Below are 21,666 nucleotides of genomic sequence, written 5' to 3' on the forward strand. Positions count from 1 at the left end.
AAAGACCGCTTATGATAAGCGGTCTTTTTTTGTTTTCTGCGGAAATATTTAACAACACAAATATTTGTTATAATTAAATACCCCAATATTTGAGTCATCTTATTTGAGTACTTTAGTGTATTCAAACAACTTTATATCAAATGTCAAAAATTTCCGAAGAGAATATCATCAACCATACTATTGCCTTTTACAACCTTGAAAATCTTTTTGATACAATTAATGACCCTGATATATTTGATGATGATTTTACTGCTGACGCACCAAAAAAATGGAACCAATCTAGGTTTAAAAAAAAGGTGCGCAATCTTGGACACATTATTAATCAAATAGGGTTTAAGGACACAAAAAAACCTCCATCATTAATAGGTGTTGCCGAAATTGAAAATGCATTTGTCCTTCAAGAACTTATCAACTCTGAACATTTAAAGCATACAAATTATAAATTTGTTCATTTTGATTCTAATGACGAGCGCGGCATTGACACTGCGTTATTATATAATGTAGATTGTTTTGAAGTACTTGAAAAAAAAATACACGAGGTGTATTTAGAAAAAGAAGCTGGCGTCCAGGATTATACTCGGGACATACTTTATGTTAAAGGAAAACTTGATGGTGTTATTGTTCATGTTTTAGTCAACCACTGGCCCTCTAGAAGAGCTGGGGTAAAACTTACTGAACCTCAACGCATAATTGCATCAAAAACAAATATTAAAATTATTAATAGTATAAGAAAAGTAAACACTAATGCCAAGATTATTGTTTTAGGCGATTTTAATGATGATCCAGAAAGTAATAGTATAAAAGCAATCAGCAATACAAGCATGTATAATCCTATGGAGTTATTACTCACAAGAGAAGATGGGAGCCTTACTTTTAAAGGAGAATGGAATTTATTTGACCAAATTATTATCTCTCAAAATTTTCTTCAAGGTTATGGAAATAATTTTAGATTTAAAGAGGCTAAAATATTTAATTTTCATGGTGCTCAAGTATTTGAAGGTGTGTACAAAGGGCATCCATTTCGAACATATGCAGGTCCAGAATATTTAGGAGGTATTAGTGATCACTTCCCTATTTATGGAGTTTTTACCATACATAATTAATAGGAATTATTCCAGATTTTCGTCGTGAATTACATGCCATTCATCTAAAACATACAATATTGATTATTGATTAACATATTTTAACTAAATTTAGCCAAAAATAACACAAAAAGATTATTGATGAAGCTACAATTACCTTCCGAAAATTCTAATAATACACACTTACTTGCCAAAATAAAGCAATCACAATTGCTTTTTATTTTGGCTTTTTTGTTTGTTGGATTTAGTCATGCACAGACTACAGTTGTATGTGCCGATGGCCCAGTTAACACTACATTTTGCTATGATAATTTTGATACAACATCATTTGAGTTTACAAGCGACACAGGTTTTCCCCTTGTTTTAACATTTAATGCAGGGACAACTGAAAATACATGGGATGAAGTTATTGTGCTTGATTCTGATGGAGTTACAGATTTAAATGCAGCTACACCATATGGTGCTGGAGGTCAATTATCTGGTCTTACATTTACATCAACTGGAGACACTATTACATTAATGATTAACTCTGACGTCTCTAATAGTTGTGTAAGTGGCTCACAGACAGCATGGGATTGGGATGTATTTTGTTTGACGTGTATGCCTCCTGCAGTAGACTTTATAAGTAACAATATGTGTTTTACAGGTCAAGATTTTGAAATTGACGTGGATGTTACAGATTTAGGAAGTACTGGAACACTTACAATAACTGATGACCAAGGATCAACACCTGTTGTGGTTACAGCGGTAGGCACAACAACATTTGGCCCTTATGATCCAAACGTAGACGTTATATTCACTGTTGATAATGGCGATGCTAATTGTCTAATTGAGAGTGACCCAATAGGGTGTGAATGTGAACCTCCTACGGTTGATTTTGTTTCAAATAACATGTGCTTTCCAGGACAAGATTGGACTGTTGATGTTGAGATTACAGATTTAGGCGGAGCATCTAGTTTAAACATATTTACCATTCCAGCAACTACGGCGCAAACAGTAACAGCAGTTGGCACATATACATTTGGTCCTTTTGACCCAGCTGCAGTAGTCAATATTATTGTTGATGGTGGAGTAATGGATTGTGTAGTACCAAGTGGTCCTATTTCTTGTGAATGTGAAGAACCTATAGTAGACTTTATTTCAAACGATTTATGTTTTCCAGGACAAGACTGGACAATTGATGTTGTAATTACAGATTTATCAGGTGCTCCAAGTGTTGATATTTTTGATGCAGCAATGACACAACCTGTACAAACTACAACAGTACCTGGGACATTTACTTTTGGTCCTTTTCCTCCTGGTGCAGTAGTAAATATGATAGTAGATGGTGGTGCATTTGATTGTGTTGCAACAAGTGGACCTATAGATTGTGAATGTGTGCCTCCTACAGCAACATTTTCTCAAGATGGTTTATGTGAAACCGGCCAAGAATTCTCCGTTTTTGTTGACATCACAGATTTAGGAGGTGCATCAACACTTACAATAACTGATGACCAAGGAAATCCAGCTCAGACCGCAACAGCACCAGGAATTTTAACCTTTGGAACTTACCCTCCAGGCACAACTCCTATTATTACTATTGATGGTGGAAATACAGACTGTGTTATTGACAGTGGCCCTATAAATTGTTTATCTACAGGAGAATGTGATATTGTTAATGCAGGACCAGATGCTTTTTTAGATTGTGATACTGATTGTGTAGACTTAACGGCTTCTTTTTTGACAACTCCTTTTTTAGACACTACAAGTTATGCTATACAAGGTCCTGTTTGTGACGTTCCGCCATTAACTGGAACACCATCTGGAGTTATTAGTGATGATACTTGGAGTAGCCCTATTGATATGACTTTTGATTTTGAGTTTTTTGGTAATACTTACTCATCACTTGTAGTTAATGGTAATGGAGTAGTTTCTTTTGATCTGTCAAATACTGGCGGCTCTGGTTATGTAATGGATCCACCTGACCAACTTCCTCTTAATGACCCACCAGTATATACTTTAAATTCTATATTTGGTGCTTTACACGATATGGATGTGAGTGAAGGTGGGGAGATTAACTTTTTTGTCTCTGGAGTTGCTCCTTACAGGATATTTGTATTAAACTATAATAACATAGCTCATTTTTCTTGTAATGATATTTCTTCTACATCTCAAATTCTTTTATATGAATCTTTGAATATTATTGATGTCAATATTATTGAAAAACCTACTTGTATCACTTGGAATGATGGCCTTGCTGCAATTGGTATTCAAGGAAATGACATTACTCAATTTAGTGTGCCAGAAGATAGAAACGTAGGTGTTTGGGAGGTTGCGCCTGGACAAAGTGAAAGCTGGAGATTTGTTCCTAGTGGTGCTCCAACAACTGCAAGTGCTTTTGAGTGGAGAGATATCAATGGAACTGTATTAAGTAATAATCCCGTCCTTAATGTTTGCCCTACCGAAACAACAACGTATGTTGCAGCACTTACAGTAGAATTGCCAGGAGGTGGTTTTGATGAAATTACTGATGAGGTTACTGTAACTAAAGAAAGCGGCTGTGGCTTTTTTGATTGTAATGACACACTATTATTTGAAGATTTTGGAACTGGAACAGGTAATGAAACACATCCTTTTACACCATTAGACTTTAATGACGGAACTACACAAATAGATGCAAATCAATATACTGTATCAAGTGTTTCTACAGGACTAAATGATGGATGGCATAATGATATGTTAGACCATACAGCAGATGATACTGATGGACAAATGATTTTCTTTAATCCTTCAGAAAATCCAACTGAAATTGAATTATATAGACGTGATGTGACAGTACCTACAAATACAGACCATTTATTCTCTTTCTGGATGACAACTGTTTATGATATAGACACTAATATATGTCCTAATAACGGCTCTCCTTCTAGATTAATTTTTAGAGTTGAAGACATGTCTGGCACAGTCATAGCTACAAATAACACAAATGATGTTATTAATCAATCAGACCCACAATGGCTTCAATTTTCTCTTGATTTTAATTCTGGAGCTAATAATCAAGTTCAAATTGTTATCTTAAACGATATTTTTGGTGCCTGCGGAAATGACTTAGCCATTGATGATATAGGTGTTTTTGCTGAAGGTGTGCCACCAGTTATTATTGCACCAACAAATCTTGAATTATGTGATGAAACTGGAAATGATGAAGCAACATTTGATTTAACCTCTACAATTACCGAATTGTTAGACGGATTAGACCCTGCTTTACACGTAGTAACATTCCACAATAGCCAAGTAGATGCAGACACTGGCAATAATGACATCCCTACTCCTACGGCATACATTAATGCTTCAAACCCTGAAACAATTTTTGTTCGTGTAGAAAAACTGAACCAACCTAATTGTTTTAGCACTACAAATTTTGAGTTAAGTATTACGCAGGCTATTGTTATTACTACAGATTTACCAGCAGAAGTAACATTCTGCCCAGATGAATCATTTACTGGATTGGACGCGACACCTACAAACGCAGGAATTGATTTAACAACAGTTACATATTCTTGGGAAGATGCTGGAGGAACAATTGTTTCGACTGATGCTATATTTACACCTGCCGTTTCTGGAACATACACAGTGACTATTACAGTGCCACCTTGTAGTTTTACCATGATTTCTATAGATGTAATTGTGAACCCAGTTCCAACAATTGATTTGGGTGCAGATGCAACTGTTTGTGATAATGCCACATTCGAAATTATTCCAGATATCACAGGAGATACTACGGGTGCAACATTATTATGGAGCACAGGAGAAACAACACCTACGATTATTGTTGATACTACAGGAACCTATTCGTTAACAATTACAACAGTAGATGGTTGTGAAGTAACAGACGAAATTGTTGTGACTATATCAGACCCAATTGATGTAACTATTGATTCTGGCAACTTTGAAAGTTGTGAAGATTTTGTTACTACTATAACCGCATCTGCTAGTGTAGCAAATGTGACGTACCAATGGTTCTTAAACGGTGTTTTACTACCTGGAGAAACAAATAGTAGTATAGGTGCAACATATCCAGCAGGAGCTACACAAGCTCAAGTATATAATGTTGTAGTTACAAGTCCAGAAGGTTGTATGGGTGAAGAAAGTATAAGTGTAACACTCGCAGCACCTTTAGATATTATAATTGACACAGACGATTTTGAAACATGTCCAGGATTTGAAACTACTATCAATGCATCTGCTAGTGCGAGTGGTTCAACGTTCCAATGGCTTTTAAATGGTGATGAATTAGCTGGAGAGACAAATAGTAGTATTGATGTTTCATTACCTGCAAATACAACGGGAATACAAACCTACACTGTACTTGTAATGAGCCCAGAAGGTTGCGAAGGTGAAGCAAGTATTGATATATCATTATTCACTGATAATGCAAACTGTGTTATTTCTCAAGGTATTTCTCCTAATGGTGATGGTATTAATGATGTATTAAACCTAGAGTTCTTAAACAATAGATCTGGAATTGAAAGTGTTCAAATTTTTAACAGATTAGGACGTGAAGTATTTGTATTTGGTAACGGTTATTCAAATCAATTTACTGGAAACACAACTGACGGTGATGAGTTACCTACTGGAACGTACTTTTATGTAATAAAGCTACAGAATGCAGATCAAATCTTCCAAGATTCAGCTACTGGGTCAGGTTGGATATATATAAATAGAGAAGCAAACTAATTAAAAAGAAAACCAGTAAAGTGGATTGTATAGCAATCTGTATAATCCACTTACTATTTCCGAAGAAAAGATTGCTCAGTTTATGATAATCAACTCGGAAGTTTCAATTAACAAAAAATAAATATCATTATAATGAAAAAACAACTATCGCTATTATTAGTACTCTTGTGTGTTGTACTGTGTACCGAAAAAGCTACCGCTCAGCAAGACCCGCAGTATACGCAATACATGTACAACATGAATGTTGTAAACCCAGCATATGCAGGTTCTAAAGAAAGCATTTCATTTACCGCTCTCTATCGCAAACAATGGTCAGGGTTTGACGGAGCACCAGAAACTTTCACGTTCTCTGCTCACGGACCTTTAAGTGACAAAGTAGGATTAGGGCTTTCGGCTATTAAAGATGAACTTGGTCCTATTAGCGAGACTAATGTATATGCAGATTTTTCATATACACTACAAGTAGGCGCAAATACAAAGTTAGCATTAGGTTTAAAAGCCGGTGCTACGTTTCATGATGTGGGATTAGCTGGTGTAGGTGTCAACTCTCAAGACCCTAATGACCCATTTTTTTCACAGGATATAAATAATACATATCCTAATATTGGGGCGGGAGCTTTTTTATATGCAGACAGTTTCTACGTTGGTTTTTCTGTTCCTAACTTATTAAATACTGTTCACCTTGATGAAAATGGTATTCGCTACGGAAATGAGACAAATCACTACTTTGGTACTGCTGGTTATGTATTTCAAGTAAACGAAAACTTTAAATTAAAGCCTTCTGTATTAGTAAAAAGTGCTTTTGATGCACCTGTCTCTTTCGACGGAAACTTAAATGCATTATTCTATGATAAATTTGAATTAGGAGTTTCTTATAGACTAGATGATTCTTTTAGTGGGCTTGTGGGATTCCAAGTATTGCCTGAAATAAGAGTAGGGTATGCTTATGATCGTGTGGTTTCAGATATCAACGTAGTTTCAGACTCCTCGCATGAGATTGTCTTAACTTTTGACCTTTTCACAAAGAAACGCACACTTCGTTCACCTAGATACTTCTAATAACAACTTTAATTTCATTCAAAATGAAAAAAATATATACCATATTTCTACTTCTAGCAGTAAGTACTTCATTAGTTACTGCTCAAAATAGTAAGACTAAAAAAGCAGATAAATACTATGCAAATCTAGCATATACAGATGCTGCAAAAGCCTACCAAAAATTACTTAAAAAAGGTGATGGCGACCTTTACGTATTTGAAAGATTAGCAAATAGCTACTTTTTTATAAACGATACAAAAAAAGCAGAAACATATTATAAAAGAGTCGTAAAATCAAAAAATGCAAATCCTGAGGCTGTTTACAATTATGCTCAATCATTAAAAGCAAATGGTAAGTTTTCAGACTACAATACTTACATGAAGCAGTTTGCTTCTATGAAGCCTAACGATACGCGCGCAAAGGATTTTATGAAAAATCCCAACTATGTTCCTCAAATTATTGAGAATATGGCTCGTTACACTGCAACAAACATGGAACAGGTTAATAGCGAGTTTGCAGATTTTGGTGGTATAATCCATGGAAAAGACTTTTACTTTTCTTCTGGTCGTAATACAACACGCAAAAAATATCAATGGAATGAAGAGCCTTTCTTAGATTTATATAAAGCTACTGATGTAGGAGGTACTATAAAGGATCCTAAATTAGTTGATGGAGATGTAAACACAAAGTACCACGAATCAAATGCAGTAATTTCTGCAGATGGAAAAAGAATGTATTTTGACCGTAATGATTATTTTGAAGGAGATTACGACAAAAGTGAAGATGGTGTAAACCAAATTAACTTATACTACGCCGAAAAAATTGCTGGTAAAGGATGGTCTGGAGTTAAATCTGCTCCGTTTAATAGTGATGAATACTCAGTAGGACATCCTGCATTAAGCCCAGATGGAAAAACACTTTATTTTGTAAGTGATATGCCAGGTGGTAAGGGCTTGTCTGATATTTACAAAACAAGTATTAATGCTGATGGATCTCTAGGAACTCCTCAAAGACTTGAAGATAATATTAATACTGAGGGTAAAGAGTTGTTCCCATATGTTGATAGTAGTGGGACATTATACTTTTCAAGTGACGGACACCTAGGAATAGGTGGGCTTGATGTTTTTATTGCAGAAGCTCAGGGAAGTAATTTTGGGACTGTAAATAATTTAGGATCTGGAGTAAACACCTCTGCAGATGATTTTGCTTACAAATATGACCCAATTACTGAGACTGGATATGTTTCTTCAAATCGTGAAGGAGGAAAAGGTAGCGATGATATTTATATGGTAAGAGCTGTGGAGATTCCATGTGTAGTAACAATTGATGTAATGGTTATGAATGAATACACAAAAGCGCCTATTGCAGGAGCAAGAGTTGATTTATATGATACTATGGACAATAAACTAAGCGCTAAGACAAGTGGTCCAGATGGTAAGGTCTCTTTTGAAACTTCTTGTGACCAAGAGCATGAAGTACAAGCTGTAATGAATGATTTTGAAAGCAATGCTACAAGTGTGTCATCAGCTAATGATGAAACAATTTCAGCAACTGTAATGTTACGTCCTATTGAAGATATTATTGTTGAGGACAAAATAGTGCTAAACCCTATATTGTTTGACCTTGACAAATCTAACATTAAACCTCAAGCCGCTTTTGAACTTGATAAGATAGTTTCAATAATGACTAAATATCCAAATATGGAAATAGATATTGCTAGTCATACCGACTTTAGAGGTAAAGACGCATACAATCTTAGTCTATCTGAAAGAAGAGCACAATCCACACGCCAATACATAATTTCAAAAGGTATTAATGCTAAGCGATTGACAGCAAAAGGATACGGTGAGACTAGACCACGTGTATCATGTGGAGAAAAATGTACAGAAGAAGAACATCAATTAAACAGAAGGTCTGAGTTTACTATAACAAAAAGATAACCTGTAAAAATTAGCTTAACCAACCAAGAAGCTAGACCCTCATGGAACGATTTATCGGGATATGAGGGTTTTTTCTTTAATATAATACTTCATCTAAAAAAGGAAAATAATTAGGCAACATTAAATAATGAAATACCAGATAAATAGAAAAAGTATATTCAAAAGTTTAATAAATTTCATTATTGTTTTGTTAGGCTTTTTGATGGCTTTAGTATTTTTTTATAAGACCAATTATGTTCAACACGTATTATTAATTTTTGCATTTTACTTTAGCATTCAATTAACTATAACCCTTTTGCTTTTAGCAGATTTTTATATTAAAACAAAAAATACTGTAGTTCAATTTTCTAAAAATAAATTAAACTATCAAATAAATGATGTTAGGTATTCATTTGAGATTGAAGAAATCGAAACTATAATTATTCATTGTGCTCCTTCTATTAAAAGAAATAGTCGGGTTATATTTTTCCCTTTTGAGCCGTTCCATTATATATTAATAAATTTAAACAATGGCCAAAAGGTTTACATTACTTCTTTATCAGACAGCAACCTGAATTCTTCAATTAAATCAATTTCTATTTTAAAAGGTAAGATATTTTATCTAAAACGAGGTTTTTTTAACAATGGAGCTTGGATAAATTCTCCTTTTCTTGACGCTCTATAATTAAAACTAACTACACAATTTTACCTAATAAAGATCAAGTTCAAAATACCGTTGGTTTTGGTTTTCCAAGTATAAAAAAAGGCTCCCAACAATGGAAGCCTTTTAATGTGTTTAAAATTTCGGCTTTATGCCAAAAAAAGATATTAGTTACCTGTAAGAACAATATCGTCAATGTGGTAACGTGTTGATGCATCTGGATCATTACCTTCATATAAGAAAGCAAAATTTACTGTTCCATCAATACAAGAAACGTTGATTGGACCCGCTGGTGTAAAGTCACCAAATCCACTTGCAGGACCTACTGGTATATTAGCATCAAGTGGAGACCAATCTGCTGTAGTAACGTCTCCAGTAAAGTTTGTAGAAACTAATACAGATAAAATTAGTCCATTATCAAATGCTGCTTGAATGTTAAAGTTTAATTCTTCTTCGATAGTGTTATCCATATCAATAGAAGGGGTTACTAACCAAGCTTGAATATCATCTTCTCCAGAGTTAAAACCGCTAATTTGTGCGTAATTACTATTACTAAAGTTTCCAATTTCCCAAACTAATGATCCATCACCAACATTTACATTAGTCCAACCAGCAGCTTCATAATCTTCTATAGCGTTGAAGGCTTCAAAGTTTTCAGAGAAAAATGCTGTTCCGCCACCACTTGGTCCTGTACAATTAAAAACATCTGGATCACAACGCTCAGTGCTGTCAAAATTAATAGTCTCAGGAGAATTAACAGAAACAATAAAGTTATCTCCTTCAAAATCTGTTGTCAAAACACCACTTAAATTTCCTCTTCCATCAGGCAACAAAACGCTTTTAAAATCTGCAAATGTACTTGTGCTTAAAGTAGCTGTTCGACCATCTGAGCAGCTTTCTAAAAGACGTTCACCATCAAATAAATCACTTGGTTCACCAGCAAATGTTTGACGGTTTGGCCCTAAAACAATGTTACGGTTAAATTGTACATCATTTAATTGAATAAATGTATTAGTGTTTGCTATATTAAAATCTGCAATTGAAGTTGGCTTTGCTACAATAGTAGCTACTTCAACATCTCTAATTAGAAATTCTTCAAATTGAGCTTCAGGAATTTTATCAATTAAAGTTCCGTTTAAAACTCCTAAACTAAAATTACCTGCTAAATCACCTGAATTTGAAAAACCAACTGTTAAACCATCTAATTTAATAAATACTTTACGTCCAAACTCAAAGGATGTAAATAATGGACTTACATCCACTAAAACACGTACTCCACGTGTAGGATTTTCTGCAGCATCTTGTATCACAAGTTCTTCAAAAAAGTTTCCTCCTTCGTCGCTTGACACAACATAACCAGTGATAAAGTTATTTGTTTCTTCAAATCGTAAAATATTATTTCCGTTTGTAGTTTGTTCTTGCAATAATGCATCATATAGTGCATTAATCGATATAACATTTCCTTGAATATCTGGTGCCACAACAGTTGTATCAGGCGTGTCAAAATCATCATCTTGCACACAAGATGATAAAAATACTGCTACTGAAAGCAATAGGATTAATTTGTAAAAATTTAATGTTTTCATCTGAAATATATTAAAGTGTTCTATTTTTTTATTGATTAAAATCTCACGTATAAATTAAGGTAATACGTAGTACCATATCCAAAGAAGTAACGAGGACCAAAAACTCTACCTCCGGCTAAACTTGTATCTTCTTGAACGTCTCTAAAGTTTGTTTTTCTTCCTTGCTCAAAACCACCTGTAGTGTATTCTTGATTGAATACATTATTTATCGTAGCAAAGAACCCTACATAATAGCTATCAATTTTCCAAGACTTTCCTCCTACTACATTAACTAATGAATAATTATCAAACTGTTCTTGTTCTAATAACTCTCTAGCAGTTGCCTCATCATAATCGTTAAATGTGTTTCCATCAAAATCTGATGTAAAGTTCGAAGTTCTTGCTAGGTTATTTACATCAATATAAGCATTTGAAAAATAGTTTCCAGTTACACCAACCCACCAAAAGTTAGGATCACGATATTCAAAACCAACTTGGAAAGCTCTTTCTGGGCCTCCAGCTACGTGGTAATCTTTTAATTTTGAAGTACCATCACCAAAAGTTACACGACCATCAAGGTCATCACTTGTTAAATATAGATTTGGGTTATTACTAAAAGTATAATTACCCATACTTGCTGCACCCTTTAATTTAATTGTAGGTGTAACTTGCGCTTCAATACCAAGCTCTGCACCTACATGTCTTTGATCAATTCCTGTCATTACCTCTTGAACAAAAGCATCTTGCTCAAGTCCTAGACCAGAAATATTTTCGGTAAAATAAAAACCTATATCAGTCTTGTCTTTAAAGCCTGTATAGAATCCAGTTAATCTAGCTTTAACAATAGGAGATCTAAAAATATAACTGATATCAAGGCTGTTTACTTTCTCACTTTCTAAGCCAAAAACAGTCTCATTATTTATACGTGCATTGCTAAATGAATTTCTAATTGAAGGTGCTTTTGAATAGCTTCCTAAATTAACATCAATTAAATGACGTCCAGAAACCTTATAAGTAGCTCCCCCTTTAAAACCAAAGTTTGTAAAACTCAACTGCTCACTTTCTCCAAATGAAGCAGCTCCAGGGTAATTACCATTTTCAAACAATCCATTACGTTGATATGTTGTATTTGATCCAGAAAGGGCTGCATAAAAATCTACTTTTTGATACTTAAACTGTCCTTGAGCAAACCCAGAAATAACATTAGCATTCATTTCATAATTATACTTATAACGATCACCTTCTTGTACAATACGGTTACGGTTTCTTAAATCACTTTGTGCAATGTCACCTACGGTTACTTCTTGCGCTTGTTCATCATCACCAGCAAAGAAGTCAACATCTAAATACCCTGTACCCCCTAATAAGTCAGTTAGCTCAGCAAAGTTCTCACTCTTTAGGCTTCGGTAATTAATTGCTGCGTTTACTATAATGTTATCTGAAACCTGCGTGTTCAAGATAGAATTAATTGTTATCTGTGAATCGTCTGTTCTATCTTCTTGAATAGCATAAATAGAATTTCCTCCATTTGCAACATTTGTTGCATTAGTATTAGCAAAATATAATGAATTCCAATCTAGTTGTCCATCATTAATAAAATCCTGTTGTGCTAAATATGCTTGTTGATAATCATAAGGTGTTGGGTTGTCATCTCTTAAAAAATAACTAGGTAGTCTTTGATAGTAATTTCCAAAAGGATTACGAGCACCTCCTATGTATGATTCTTGACCATCAATTGTTACAAGTCTTGTTCCTCCGTTATCAATTCTTGTCTGTCCAGATTTCCCAAATTGGTATGCCAAGTTAGAATTCAATGTTGTCTTTTCGCCAATGTTCCAATAGTGATTTAGCATAAACACTGGCTCTTCAATCTCACGAACACGGCTATTTCTCTTATCTCCATCAAAGTCTCCCCAATTTGGGTTATAACGAATTCCTTTTAAATCTCTCATTTCTTGAGTGATTGCAGTAGAACGACCTCTACGGTTGGGTGTATAAAATCCTGTAAAATTTAAGCTATGATCATCATTTATTTTTTTCTCTACGGAAACGAAGAATGAATTAGCATCATATGCCGTACCATCTTGATAACCTTCTTCTCCAAAACGACGCGCTATTGAAAATGTATAAGCCCAGCCACTTTGTAATAATCCACTATTGTATGTTCCCATAATTCTTCCACGGTAACTTCTATCAGAAGATGCAAATGAAACACGACCTCCTTGACGGTATTGAGATGCTCTCATTATAATATTAGTTGTTCCAGCAACTCCACCAAAACTGGCATCATTAGCACTAAGACCCATTGAAAACTCTCTATTTCTTTGAACATCATTTAAACCACCCCAGTTACTCCACTGTGGACGACCAGTAAGTTGTTTATTCATTTCAATACCATTTATAAGCAATTTACCATCAGCATTGTCAAGACCTCTTGGTCTAAAAAATGTAGCACTAAAATCAAACGCTGCAGCATTTAAAAATGCATCACGTGACGCTTGTAATAAACCCGAAGTATTAAAAGAAGTCCCATCATCTTGGTCAAGTTCATTATCACTTAGACTAATAATCCCAATCTGCGCTTCAATTTCTGTTAAATCTAATTCTAATAAAAGAGGATCAAGATTTAAGGTGTTTCCGTTTTGAATAGTAATAGGAATACGCTGTGCGATATACCCTTGCTTATTAACTAAAAGTACTTGCTCTCCTTGAGGCAAATCTGTACCACTAATTAAAAATAAACCACCAGCATCTGTTTCTGCACTATAAATACTAGACTCTATGCTAACATTTACATCAGGAATCACATCGCTAGAGTTGGTATCCACTACTCTTCCTTTTACGACTGCCTCTTGTGCTATGAGCGAACTCGTTGCAACAAAAAGTGTAAAAAAAGTAAAAATGAATTTTTTCATTCTGAAATTTTAAGTGTTATGATTATTAAATTGTTATGAATTGCGTGCAAAAGTAAGTGTTTCAATTCAATTAATTACTTTTGGCTCGGCATTTGCAGAATCCTTTACATAAACTTAATATTAAACATTTGATGAAATTTCCGAAGTACATCCTACCACTACTATTATTGACATTCTCAATAACTATTGCACAGAAAAAGAAAGAATATAAAGTAAACACCATCGCTTTTTACAATGTTGAAAACCTATTTGACACTGAAAATGATCCTATAACATTTGATGATGATAGAACTCCTGATGGGAAAGACCATTGGACTGAAGAAATTTATCAAGCCAAATTAAAAAACATGGCAAAAGTTATTTCTGAAATAGGAAAAGACATCACTGGAACTTCACCAGCAATAATAGGTGTATGTGAAACTGAAAACCGAAAAGTTCTTGAAGACCTTGTAAATCAAGAGCCTTTATTATTAAAAGATTATGGTATTATCCAGTTTGATTCACCAGATCGCCGTGGAATAGATGTTGCTTTTTTGTATCAAAAAAGATTATTCACTCCTACTAACTACAAAGCACACGAATTAATTATTTATGATAATGTTGATCCCACAAAAAGAATTTTCACAAGAGATCAACTCGTTGTTAGTGGAATGCTTGATGGTGAAAAAATGCATTTCATAGTTAATCACTGGCCTTCAAGAAGTGGTGGTGAAGCACGCAGTAGACAAAAAAGAATAAGTGCAGCAAAATTAAACAAGCATATTATGGATTCTATCTTTGTGGAGGAGCCTTATGCAAAAATTATTACAATGGGTGATTTAAATGATGATCCTACAAGCCCAAGTGTTCGTGATGTTTTGCAGCCAAAAGGAGACAAAGAAGACATGAAAATGAAAGAATTATACAACCCCATGTATAAAATGTTTAAGGATGGTCTAGGCACATTAGCGTACAGAGATGGCTGGAATTTATTTGACCAAATGATTGTTTCGACTGAGTTTACAAAAGATGACTATAGTAGCTACCGTTTTTACAAAGCAGGTATTTACAATAAATCTTATTTAGCAAATACTAAAGGACAATATAAAGGTTATCCCTACCGTAGTTTTGGAAACGGTGCTTTTACGGGAGGTTATAGTGATCACTTTCCAGTATTTGTTTACTTAATTAAGGAAAAATAGTTTAGAGTTTAGAGAAAAAAACAATTCCCAATATTCATTTTGAATATTGGGAATTGTTTTTTTTATTATTTTATTAGCATAATGTTTTAATACACAATACTAACTATGGTTTAAAACTAATTAAAACCATTGCGCCCATGGTATTCTACTTAATATCAATACTAAAGCAATTGTATAGAAAATCGCTAAGGTTTTTAGTTTAGGCACAGAAGTTAATTTCTTTTTATGCTTTGAATACCCTATTGTAATAAAAATTGTTGCAAGTATCATCACTGTTATGTGTTCAACAGCATAAAGTCTTAATAAAGAATCTTTCATCACTGCACTCATTCCATTATTCTTTATAGACTTAAACCCAAATGGTGATATAAAATATAGCACAAGACCTATAAGTAATTGAATATGCGTCACAATTAATGCAAACAACGAAATTCTAAAATCCTTATAACTATATTCTTTTTTGCTGAAATGTCCAACAACTGCATTAACTGTAGCTAAAAACACGACAAGCACTACTAAATAAGCCCAATAGGAGTGAATAACCTGAACAACTTCGTACATATTAATTTTTTTAAAAAATTGGTTTTTCAAAGGTACAAAATAAGGGCATAAAAAAACTGCCTCTGTTAGGAGGCAGTTTTAAAATTATAAAACTTTTAATTAGAAAGCGTAACGTAAACTTGCATTGTACGTTCTACCTGTTCCTAAGTTATTACCAAAATTGTTCTGACTTGAAATATAAGCTTCATTTGTTGCATTGTATACATTTCCTCTAAGCGTTAACTTATTTCCACTAAAGTTAAATTTATAAGTAAAACCTACATCTAGTAAACCAAAAGCAGACAATCTATTTGCTTGAAAAGTATTACCAGCTAAAGCCTCATCAACTACATCATCAGGATCAACCTGCGCATATATATCTGTATATACATTGTAATCTCCATCAACGCTTAAACCTTCACATACTTTTAATACTAATCCAGCTCCAAAAGATGTTTGAGGCGCACGACCTACTTTTGTTCCTGTCAGGTCAACTTCAGTTACACCTCCGTTAAAATCTAAAAATTCAAATGTATCGTTATCTTGACGTGTTACTGGTGTTGAACCATCATATTTCCAGTTACCTAATGAACCATAACCTTTTAAACGGTAGCGGTCACTATCTGGGCGGTATTCAAAATCAAACTCTAATCCTTGGTGGATTTGCGTTAAGTCAGTAAATCTATCAGTATAAAAAACATCTGGAATTCCATTATCAGGATCTCCATTGATACGTCCACTTTGAGAAAGGAAACGGTTACCCCATTTTGTTCTATATACATCAACATTTAATCTAAAGTTACCTTTTTTGTAACGGTATCCAGCTTCATAACTAAAAATCTCTTCATTATCAACATCTGGTTGAACTAATGCATTTGAGTTTCTAATATCAGCAAAAATATTATCTAAATAAGGTTGTTTTGAGTAATATCCTACGTTTGCAAAGAAAGTACTTGCCTCATTTATTGAGTAACCAACTCCACCTTTTGCATTATATCCTAATTTATTAATTTTTTCAGATTCACCTAAACCATCAACACCATCAATAGTGTTTCCTGTAAAACGACCTGTTCTTTGAAAAGACTGCGTAGAAACTGCTCCTTGTACAAAAGCAGAAAAACGATCTGTTGCATATTCTGCTTGACCAAATCCACCTACATAATTAATATTTTCATCATAGTCAAACTGCGTACGGTTAGCTTCATTAGCATAATCAAATAACGCTGACCAAGGATCTGCATCATATTCATTTTGAAAAACATATCCGTCTGGGCGATCTGTTCTAAAGTTATCATTGTAACCAGAAAGACCTAATAAATCATTAATTTGATAAAAGTGTGTTCCTTTATATAATCTTCCATCTACACCAATACTCAAGTTCAGGTTTTCATTAGCTTCATAATTTAAGTTTGAAAGCAAACCGTACCAATTGTGATTATTGACAGATGCTCTTCTCGCATATGAATTACCAAACTCTCCTATACCTCCTTCAAGAGCCAGGTTATTATCTCTAATCTGTTCAAAGTCAATTTCTGTAGTAACCTCATCTGGATCTACACCTGGAATATTATCATTATATTCATTTCTTACTCTACCACGTCCTAAACCTCCAGTACCACCACCACGGCCCCAAGAAGCATAAACTACTGTAGCTAAATCTGTTTTATCATTGATTTCATAATCCCAGTTAAGGTTTGCTACTGGCTTATGGTAATAATTACGACGCTCCGTAAAACGCTCTCCGTCTAAGAAACCTGAGTTAGGATTGTAACGACCTCCAAAAGCCTTGTAAGTATCTTCACTTTGACCAAAGTTTTGATCATGATATTGTGGAGCACCTGTAAGTAAAAAGTTAAATGAACTTCTTTCGCTTGGCTGGTATCCAACAGCAAATAAGTAATTTTGTCCTTGACCTTCTGTACCAAAAGCATACTTTTTATGTGCTTGCCAGTGATCTAAAAGTACTGAAAATGCCCAACCATTTTCATTCAAGCCTGAGTCATAAGAAACCGTACCTTTAAAGTAGCTATCATTACCTCCAAGAATACGTACTGATCCACCTTGTTTTTTGTCTGTAGTTTTTGAAATGATATTTACAGTACCACCCACAGAAGAAATGGCAAGTTTAGAAGCACCAAGACCTCTTTGTACTTGTACAGCATTTGCTACATCGCTCATTCCCGACCAGTTAGACCAGTACATACGACCATCTTCTTGACCATTAATAGGCTGACCGTTTAATAAGAATGCAGTGTTAGTATCATCAAAACCTCTCAAAAAGACTTGACTGTCACCAAAACCACCACCTTGGTTAGCAACATATACAGAAGGTGTATTTTTAAAAGATTCAGTAAATTCTGCGTTACCTGAAACTTTTAAACGAATTTCCTCTTCTCTAATTGTTGATACTGCAACTGGAGTTTGACGACCCTCTGCAACTTGAATAATACCACTTCCTACAATTATTACCTCATCAAGAGATGCTGCATCTGGAGTAATATTAATTGAACCTAAATTTGCTACACCATTCTTTATAGTATAGTTTACAGTTCTGCCAGTAAACCCTACATAACTCAAAGTGAGAGTACCATTGTTATTAGCTACCTCTAATTTGAAGTTACCATCAAAATCTGTGATAGTTCCATTCGTTGTCCCGTTTACTAGTACGTTAGCGCCAGGCAAAGCTCCTCCAAGATCTGCATCAACAACAGTTCCTGTTACGGTACCTTGAGCAAAAGATGTAGCCATCCCAGCAATTGCCATAAAAGTAATTAGTAATAGTTTTTTCATGTTTGTTTGTTTTAATTAGAAATTATTTTGCAAAAATACGGTTAACTTATACATTTACATAACGTAAATGTTAAGAAAACAATAACAATTTATTTTTTTAAAAGTACTTGATTTTCACTCCTACAAAGAGACTAGGAGAACATAGTTAATAACAAGCTTATCAACATGTTACATTAAAACTTAATGCAATCTAATTGTGTCCTCATAGGATTTGTTTTTGCAAAATAATCCTCATGAAACTCTGCAGGCAAAGGTTTTGAAGCTGGAAGATCTTCTTGAAAAGGATCAACTTGTTTCCCATTTTTCCAAAAGCGGTAACATACATGTGGACCTCCAGTGTTTCCTGTCATACCTACCCAGCCTATAACATCACCTTGGCGTACAAAATCACCTACTCTTACATTACGACTTTTCATGTGTAGATACTGTGTATCGTATGTGCTATTATGTTTAATCTTTACATAATTACCATTACCCCCGCGACGTTCAGATTTTGTTACTGTTCCATCTGCAGTAGCTAATATGGGAGTTCCAATACTAGCAGCAAAATCTGTCCCTTTGTGTGGACGCAATTTATAACCGTAAAACTTAATTCTACGTTTTAAATTATATTTTGAAGAAATACGGCTAAATTTTACTGGAGCTTTTAAAAATGCCCTTCTTAAATTTTCTGCTTTTTCATCATAAAAGTCTAATACTGGTAAGCTATCATTCATATAACCAAAAGCATACAACGGCACTCCCTTGTGCTCAAAATAAGCTGCTTTAATTTTATCAATTCCTGCAGGGATAGTATCGTTTATATATTTTTCTGTGTAAACAACCTTAAATCGATCTCCCTTTTGAAGTTTAAAAAAGTTTACGGTCCAAGCATAAATATTTGCTAAACGTTCTGTCATTGCTGGACTTAAATTATTTTCTTCCATTGTTAATGAAAGTGAACTTTCAATTATTCCTGAGGCTTCTCGTTCTATGTATTTTATAGGCTTCTGAAATAAATTAACCGAAACATCTTCTCTAAAATCAATTACCGCATAATCGACTTTACTTTTTTCATAAATAAATACCTGAGTGCTATTTAAACTGTCCTTTGAGTTTAACAAAACGTAAGGTTTACCCACAACAATCCTGCGAACATCAAAACTATCTTTAAATTGAGTGGCAACTTCAAATATCTTTGCGTTGCTTACCCCATTTTCATTTAAAATTCCTCCAAAGGTGTCACCGTTTCGAATGGTATCACGCACAACATTAAAATCATTTAATGTGTAACCATATTCTTCGGTTATAATTTCTTTCTCTAATGGTGGTAATATTGAATCATCAACTGTGATTTCGTCATCACATGATATTAAAAATAAGAAAGCTGGGAGTATATATAAAAGATATTTCAAGAGAGATAATTCGTTTAATATTTCCGAAGAAAATGTAGAAAAAAATGTTGTTGTTTATTTTTTAAATGTCAGTTCCCCATTCTTGAAGCTCTTTTTCGCTCCAAACGTTAGGGAAAAAAACACGTTTTTGATACTTAGGGTGCATGTATTTTTTCCAGTCACTACCTCCAGTTGCTTCAATTTCTTCAAGCGTATCATCACCACCTATATAAAATTTAGCGGCATTGTAATGTGCCATAACCCAAGTAACATTGACTGTGTAATCATAATGACGCATGGCTTTAACGAGCGTTTCATTTTTTCTTACCTGATCTGGCAATTCTTTAAATTTAGCATATAAATTAGTGGTATTATACTCTTGTGTGAAAATGATAAACTCATCTTTGTAACGCTCTTCAAAGGCGGTCAACAAATAACTTTTTTTGCCTGTGGTAAAATCTTTCCCTGCTGCTTGCCAGTATAAATGGTCTAAAGCGTGCTCGTAAGGGGTATTTCTGTCAATTGTTTTTCTAAAGCGGGCATCAATCAAATTAATTAAGTCTGTCGAGGCAAATTCTATTTTACGGTATTGTGCACTTTGAAATCCACTTGCAGGAGTTAGTGTCATTCTAAATTTCATGTATTGTTCACGATCCATTCCTTCTCTCATAATAGTAAAGGAGGATGTTAACATATCAAAATATCTACTTACACGCATTAATTTTTCAGAAAAAAATGTTGCAGATATTTCTACTTTTTTTGATACTTGCTCAATTTCCCACAAAATCATTTTAAAAAGCAACTCATTGATCTGGTGATACATAATAAACACCATTTCGTCTGGTAATGTTGTACGTTGTATTTGTAGGTTGAGTAAGGCATCTGTTTGTATATAATCCCAATATGTGATGGGCTCAGCATGCAATAATCCCTCTAGATGCGTGTCAAGGTCTTGCCCTATGGCATCAAACTTTTTTTCTAGTTGAGCTAAAAGATCTTTGGTTGTTTGTTCTATCTTCATCTATTAATCTACAATAATCTTAAATTGGTGTTGCAACCCTTTGTATTCTGTAAGCGTTGCTTTTAGTGAGCCTACCATTAAATCTGCTTTAATCAAAATAGGCATTTTATTTTCATCATCTGTAACCCAAACGGTCAAACTTTCTTCCTCTTTAAAAACTCTACCACTCTCCACATAAGGCCTAAAAATGAGTGTGGAAACTTTTCCAAAATTAGTGTTTAAGGTTTCCCTACCCAAAAATTTTAAACGGAATTTATGTGTTCCTCTATCAAAAAACATATTCATATCTATTACATCCCCTATTTGAATGTTTTTAGTATCTAGTTTATTTCGCAAATAATAAAAAGAAGACACCATGTCTTGTGCATTATCAGGCAGTTGCACCTCTTCAATAGTACCGTGCTTTTTATTGTTAACCTCAGCCATTTGAGCTTGATGGTCAAAATTTATTTCAATATCCTTTGTATAACCTCCTTCATCAATTTTACGAATAAAACGATACGGAATATTTTTATTTTTATCAATATATGATTGATAATGGTCTTCAACAGGGAATACCCAATTTGTCATTCCTGTGGTTTTCCCCACACCCTTAACGTGGTGCACTTCTTTACCATCAACAAAAGCGTTTTCAACAGTAAGAGTAGCGTAACCGGCAGTTATAAGTCCATAATGAATTCTGAATTTAAACCACTCGCCTGCATCATATGCATTTTGTTGTGAAAAGGCCGTAGCAGTAATGGCTAAAAGCGCTATTGTAATATATTTTTTCATAATATTATCTTTGGTATAGCTACCCAATTACAATAGTTGTTCCGTTTTTTCATATTAATTGTTTCTTCGGAAATGTGCTGGGTTTATTGTA

The 21,666-nt window shown here is 34.1% G+C and carries 13 protein-coding genes; 6 read left to right on the forward strand and 7 right to left on the reverse strand.

Features of this window, described 5'->3' with window-relative positions; translation table 11 throughout:
• The first annotated feature begins 140 nt into the window (after positions 1 to 140).
• The 5 genes from GB234_RS01035 to GB234_RS01055 all read left to right on the forward strand — a co-directional run bounded on the left by GB234_RS01035 (position 141) and on the right by GB234_RS01055 (position 9,440).
• Positions 141 to 1,103, forward strand: coding sequence for an endonuclease/exonuclease/phosphatase family protein (locus GB234_RS01035; RefSeq protein WP_151892651.1), 963 nt, complete (start codon positions 141 to 143; stop codon positions 1,101 to 1,103).
• A gap of 120 nt (positions 1,104 to 1,223) precedes the next feature.
• Entirely contained in the window at positions 1,224 to 5,798 is a 4,575-nt protein-coding gene (locus tag GB234_RS01040; RefSeq protein ID WP_151892652.1) for a T9SS type B sorting domain-containing protein, read from the forward strand.
• Between the two features lie 132 nt (positions 5,799 to 5,930).
• Positions 5,931 to 6,857: a PorP/SprF family type IX secretion system membrane protein gene (locus GB234_RS01045; protein ID WP_151892653.1), complete on the forward strand. Its 927-nt coding sequence runs from the start codon at positions 5,931 to 5,933 to the stop codon at positions 6,855 to 6,857.
• A gap of 23 nt (positions 6,858 to 6,880) precedes the next feature.
• Positions 6,881 to 8,776 (forward strand): OmpA family protein, encoded by a 1,896-nt coding sequence (locus GB234_RS01050; protein ID WP_151892654.1) that lies wholly within the window; start codon positions 6,881 to 6,883, stop codon positions 8,774 to 8,776.
• Between the two features lie 127 nt (positions 8,777 to 8,903).
• Positions 8,904 to 9,440, forward strand: a complete 537-nt coding sequence (locus tag GB234_RS01055; protein WP_151892655.1) for a PH domain-containing protein — start codon at positions 8,904 to 8,906, stop codon at positions 9,438 to 9,440.
• Positions 9,441 to 9,583: 143 nt separating this feature from the next.
• On the opposite strand, the gene GB234_RS01060 is transcribed toward GB234_RS01055, so the two are convergent.
• Positions 9,584 to 11,002, reverse strand: a complete 1,419-nt coding sequence (locus GB234_RS01060; RefSeq protein ID WP_151892656.1) for a DUF5689 domain-containing protein — start codon at positions 11,000 to 11,002, stop codon at positions 9,584 to 9,586.
• Between the two features lie 35 nt (positions 11,003 to 11,037).
• Positions 11,038 to 13,896, reverse strand: a complete 2,859-nt coding sequence (locus GB234_RS01065) for a carboxypeptidase-like regulatory domain-containing protein (protein WP_151892657.1) — start codon at positions 13,894 to 13,896, stop codon at positions 11,038 to 11,040.
• 131 nt (positions 13,897 to 14,027) lie between these two features.
• Between GB234_RS01065 and GB234_RS01070 the strand changes: the two genes are divergently transcribed.
• Positions 14,028 to 15,077, forward strand: a complete 1,050-nt coding sequence (locus tag GB234_RS01070; protein WP_151892658.1) for an endonuclease/exonuclease/phosphatase family protein — start codon at positions 14,028 to 14,030, stop codon at positions 15,075 to 15,077.
• Between the two features lie 120 nt (positions 15,078 to 15,197).
• Here the strand turns inward: GB234_RS01070 and GB234_RS01075 are convergent, their stop codons facing one another.
• The 5 genes from GB234_RS01075 to GB234_RS01095 form a co-directional block, all read right to left on the reverse strand.
• A complete protein-coding gene (locus GB234_RS01075) occupies positions 15,198 to 15,638 on the reverse strand; it encodes a hypothetical protein (protein ID WP_151892659.1) in 441 nt (146 codons plus the stop codon).
• A 99-nt stretch (positions 15,639 to 15,737) separates the two neighbouring features.
• Positions 15,738 to 18,407 (reverse strand): TonB-dependent receptor, encoded by a 2,670-nt coding sequence (locus GB234_RS01080; protein ID WP_151892660.1) that lies wholly within the window; start codon positions 18,405 to 18,407, stop codon positions 15,738 to 15,740.
• A 173-nt stretch (positions 18,408 to 18,580) separates the two neighbouring features.
• Positions 18,581 to 19,801: a M23 family metallopeptidase gene (locus GB234_RS01085; RefSeq protein WP_151892661.1), complete on the reverse strand. Its 1,221-nt coding sequence runs from the start codon at positions 19,799 to 19,801 to the stop codon at positions 18,581 to 18,583.
• Between the two features lie 61 nt (positions 19,802 to 19,862).
• Entirely contained in the window at positions 19,863 to 20,801 is a 939-nt protein-coding gene (locus GB234_RS01090) for a tryptophan 2,3-dioxygenase family protein (RefSeq protein WP_151892662.1), read from the reverse strand.
• Positions 20,802 to 20,804: 3 nt separating this feature from the next.
• Entirely contained in the window at positions 20,805 to 21,575 is a 771-nt protein-coding gene (locus tag GB234_RS01095) for a DUF3108 domain-containing protein (protein WP_151892663.1), read from the reverse strand.
• Positions 21,576 to 21,666 lie beyond the last annotated feature (91 nt).

The sequence above is a fragment of the Patiriisocius marinistellae genome (assembly GCF_009014635.1).
In the GTDB taxonomy this organism is placed as follows: domain Bacteria; phylum Bacteroidota; class Bacteroidia; order Flavobacteriales; family Flavobacteriaceae; genus Patiriisocius; species Patiriisocius marinistellae.

Excerpts from the sequence above, each read along its gene's own strand:
- GB234_RS01090 (WP_151892662.1), bottom strand. The coding sequence starts at position 20,801 with ATGAAGATAGAACAAACAACCAAAGATCTTTTAGCTCAACTAGAAAAA.
- GB234_RS01055 (WP_151892655.1), top strand. The coding sequence starts at position 8,904 with ATGAAATACCAGATAAATAGAAAAAGTATATTCAAAAGTTTAATAAAT.
- GB234_RS01045 (WP_151892653.1), top strand. The coding sequence starts at position 5,931 with ATGAAAAAACAACTATCGCTATTATTAGTACTCTTGTGTGTTGTACTG.
- GB234_RS01070 (WP_151892658.1), top strand. The coding sequence starts at position 14,028 with ATGAAATTTCCGAAGTACATCCTACCACTACTATTATTGACATTCTCA.
- GB234_RS01065 (WP_151892657.1), bottom strand. The coding sequence starts at position 13,896 with ATGAAAAAATTCATTTTTACTTTTTTTACACTTTTTGTTGCAACGAGT.
- GB234_RS01040 (WP_151892652.1), top strand. The coding sequence starts at position 1,224 with ATGAAGCTACAATTACCTTCCGAAAATTCTAATAATACACACTTACTT.
- GB234_RS01095 (WP_151892663.1), bottom strand. The coding sequence starts at position 21,575 with ATGAAAAAATATATTACAATAGCGCTTTTAGCCATTACTGCTACGGCC.
- GB234_RS01080 (WP_151892660.1), bottom strand. The coding sequence starts at position 18,407 with ATGAAAAAACTATTACTAATTACTTTTATGGCAATTGCTGGGATGGCT.
- GB234_RS01035 (WP_151892651.1), top strand. The coding sequence starts at position 141 with ATGTCAAAAATTTCCGAAGAGAATATCATCAACCATACTATTGCCTTT.
- GB234_RS01075 (WP_151892659.1), bottom strand. The coding sequence starts at position 15,638 with ATGTACGAAGTTGTTCAGGTTATTCACTCCTATTGGGCTTATTTAGTA.
- GB234_RS01050 (WP_151892654.1), top strand. The coding sequence starts at position 6,881 with ATGAAAAAAATATATACCATATTTCTACTTCTAGCAGTAAGTACTTCA.
- GB234_RS01060 (WP_151892656.1), bottom strand. The coding sequence starts at position 11,002 with ATGAAAACATTAAATTTTTACAAATTAATCCTATTGCTTTCAGTAGCA.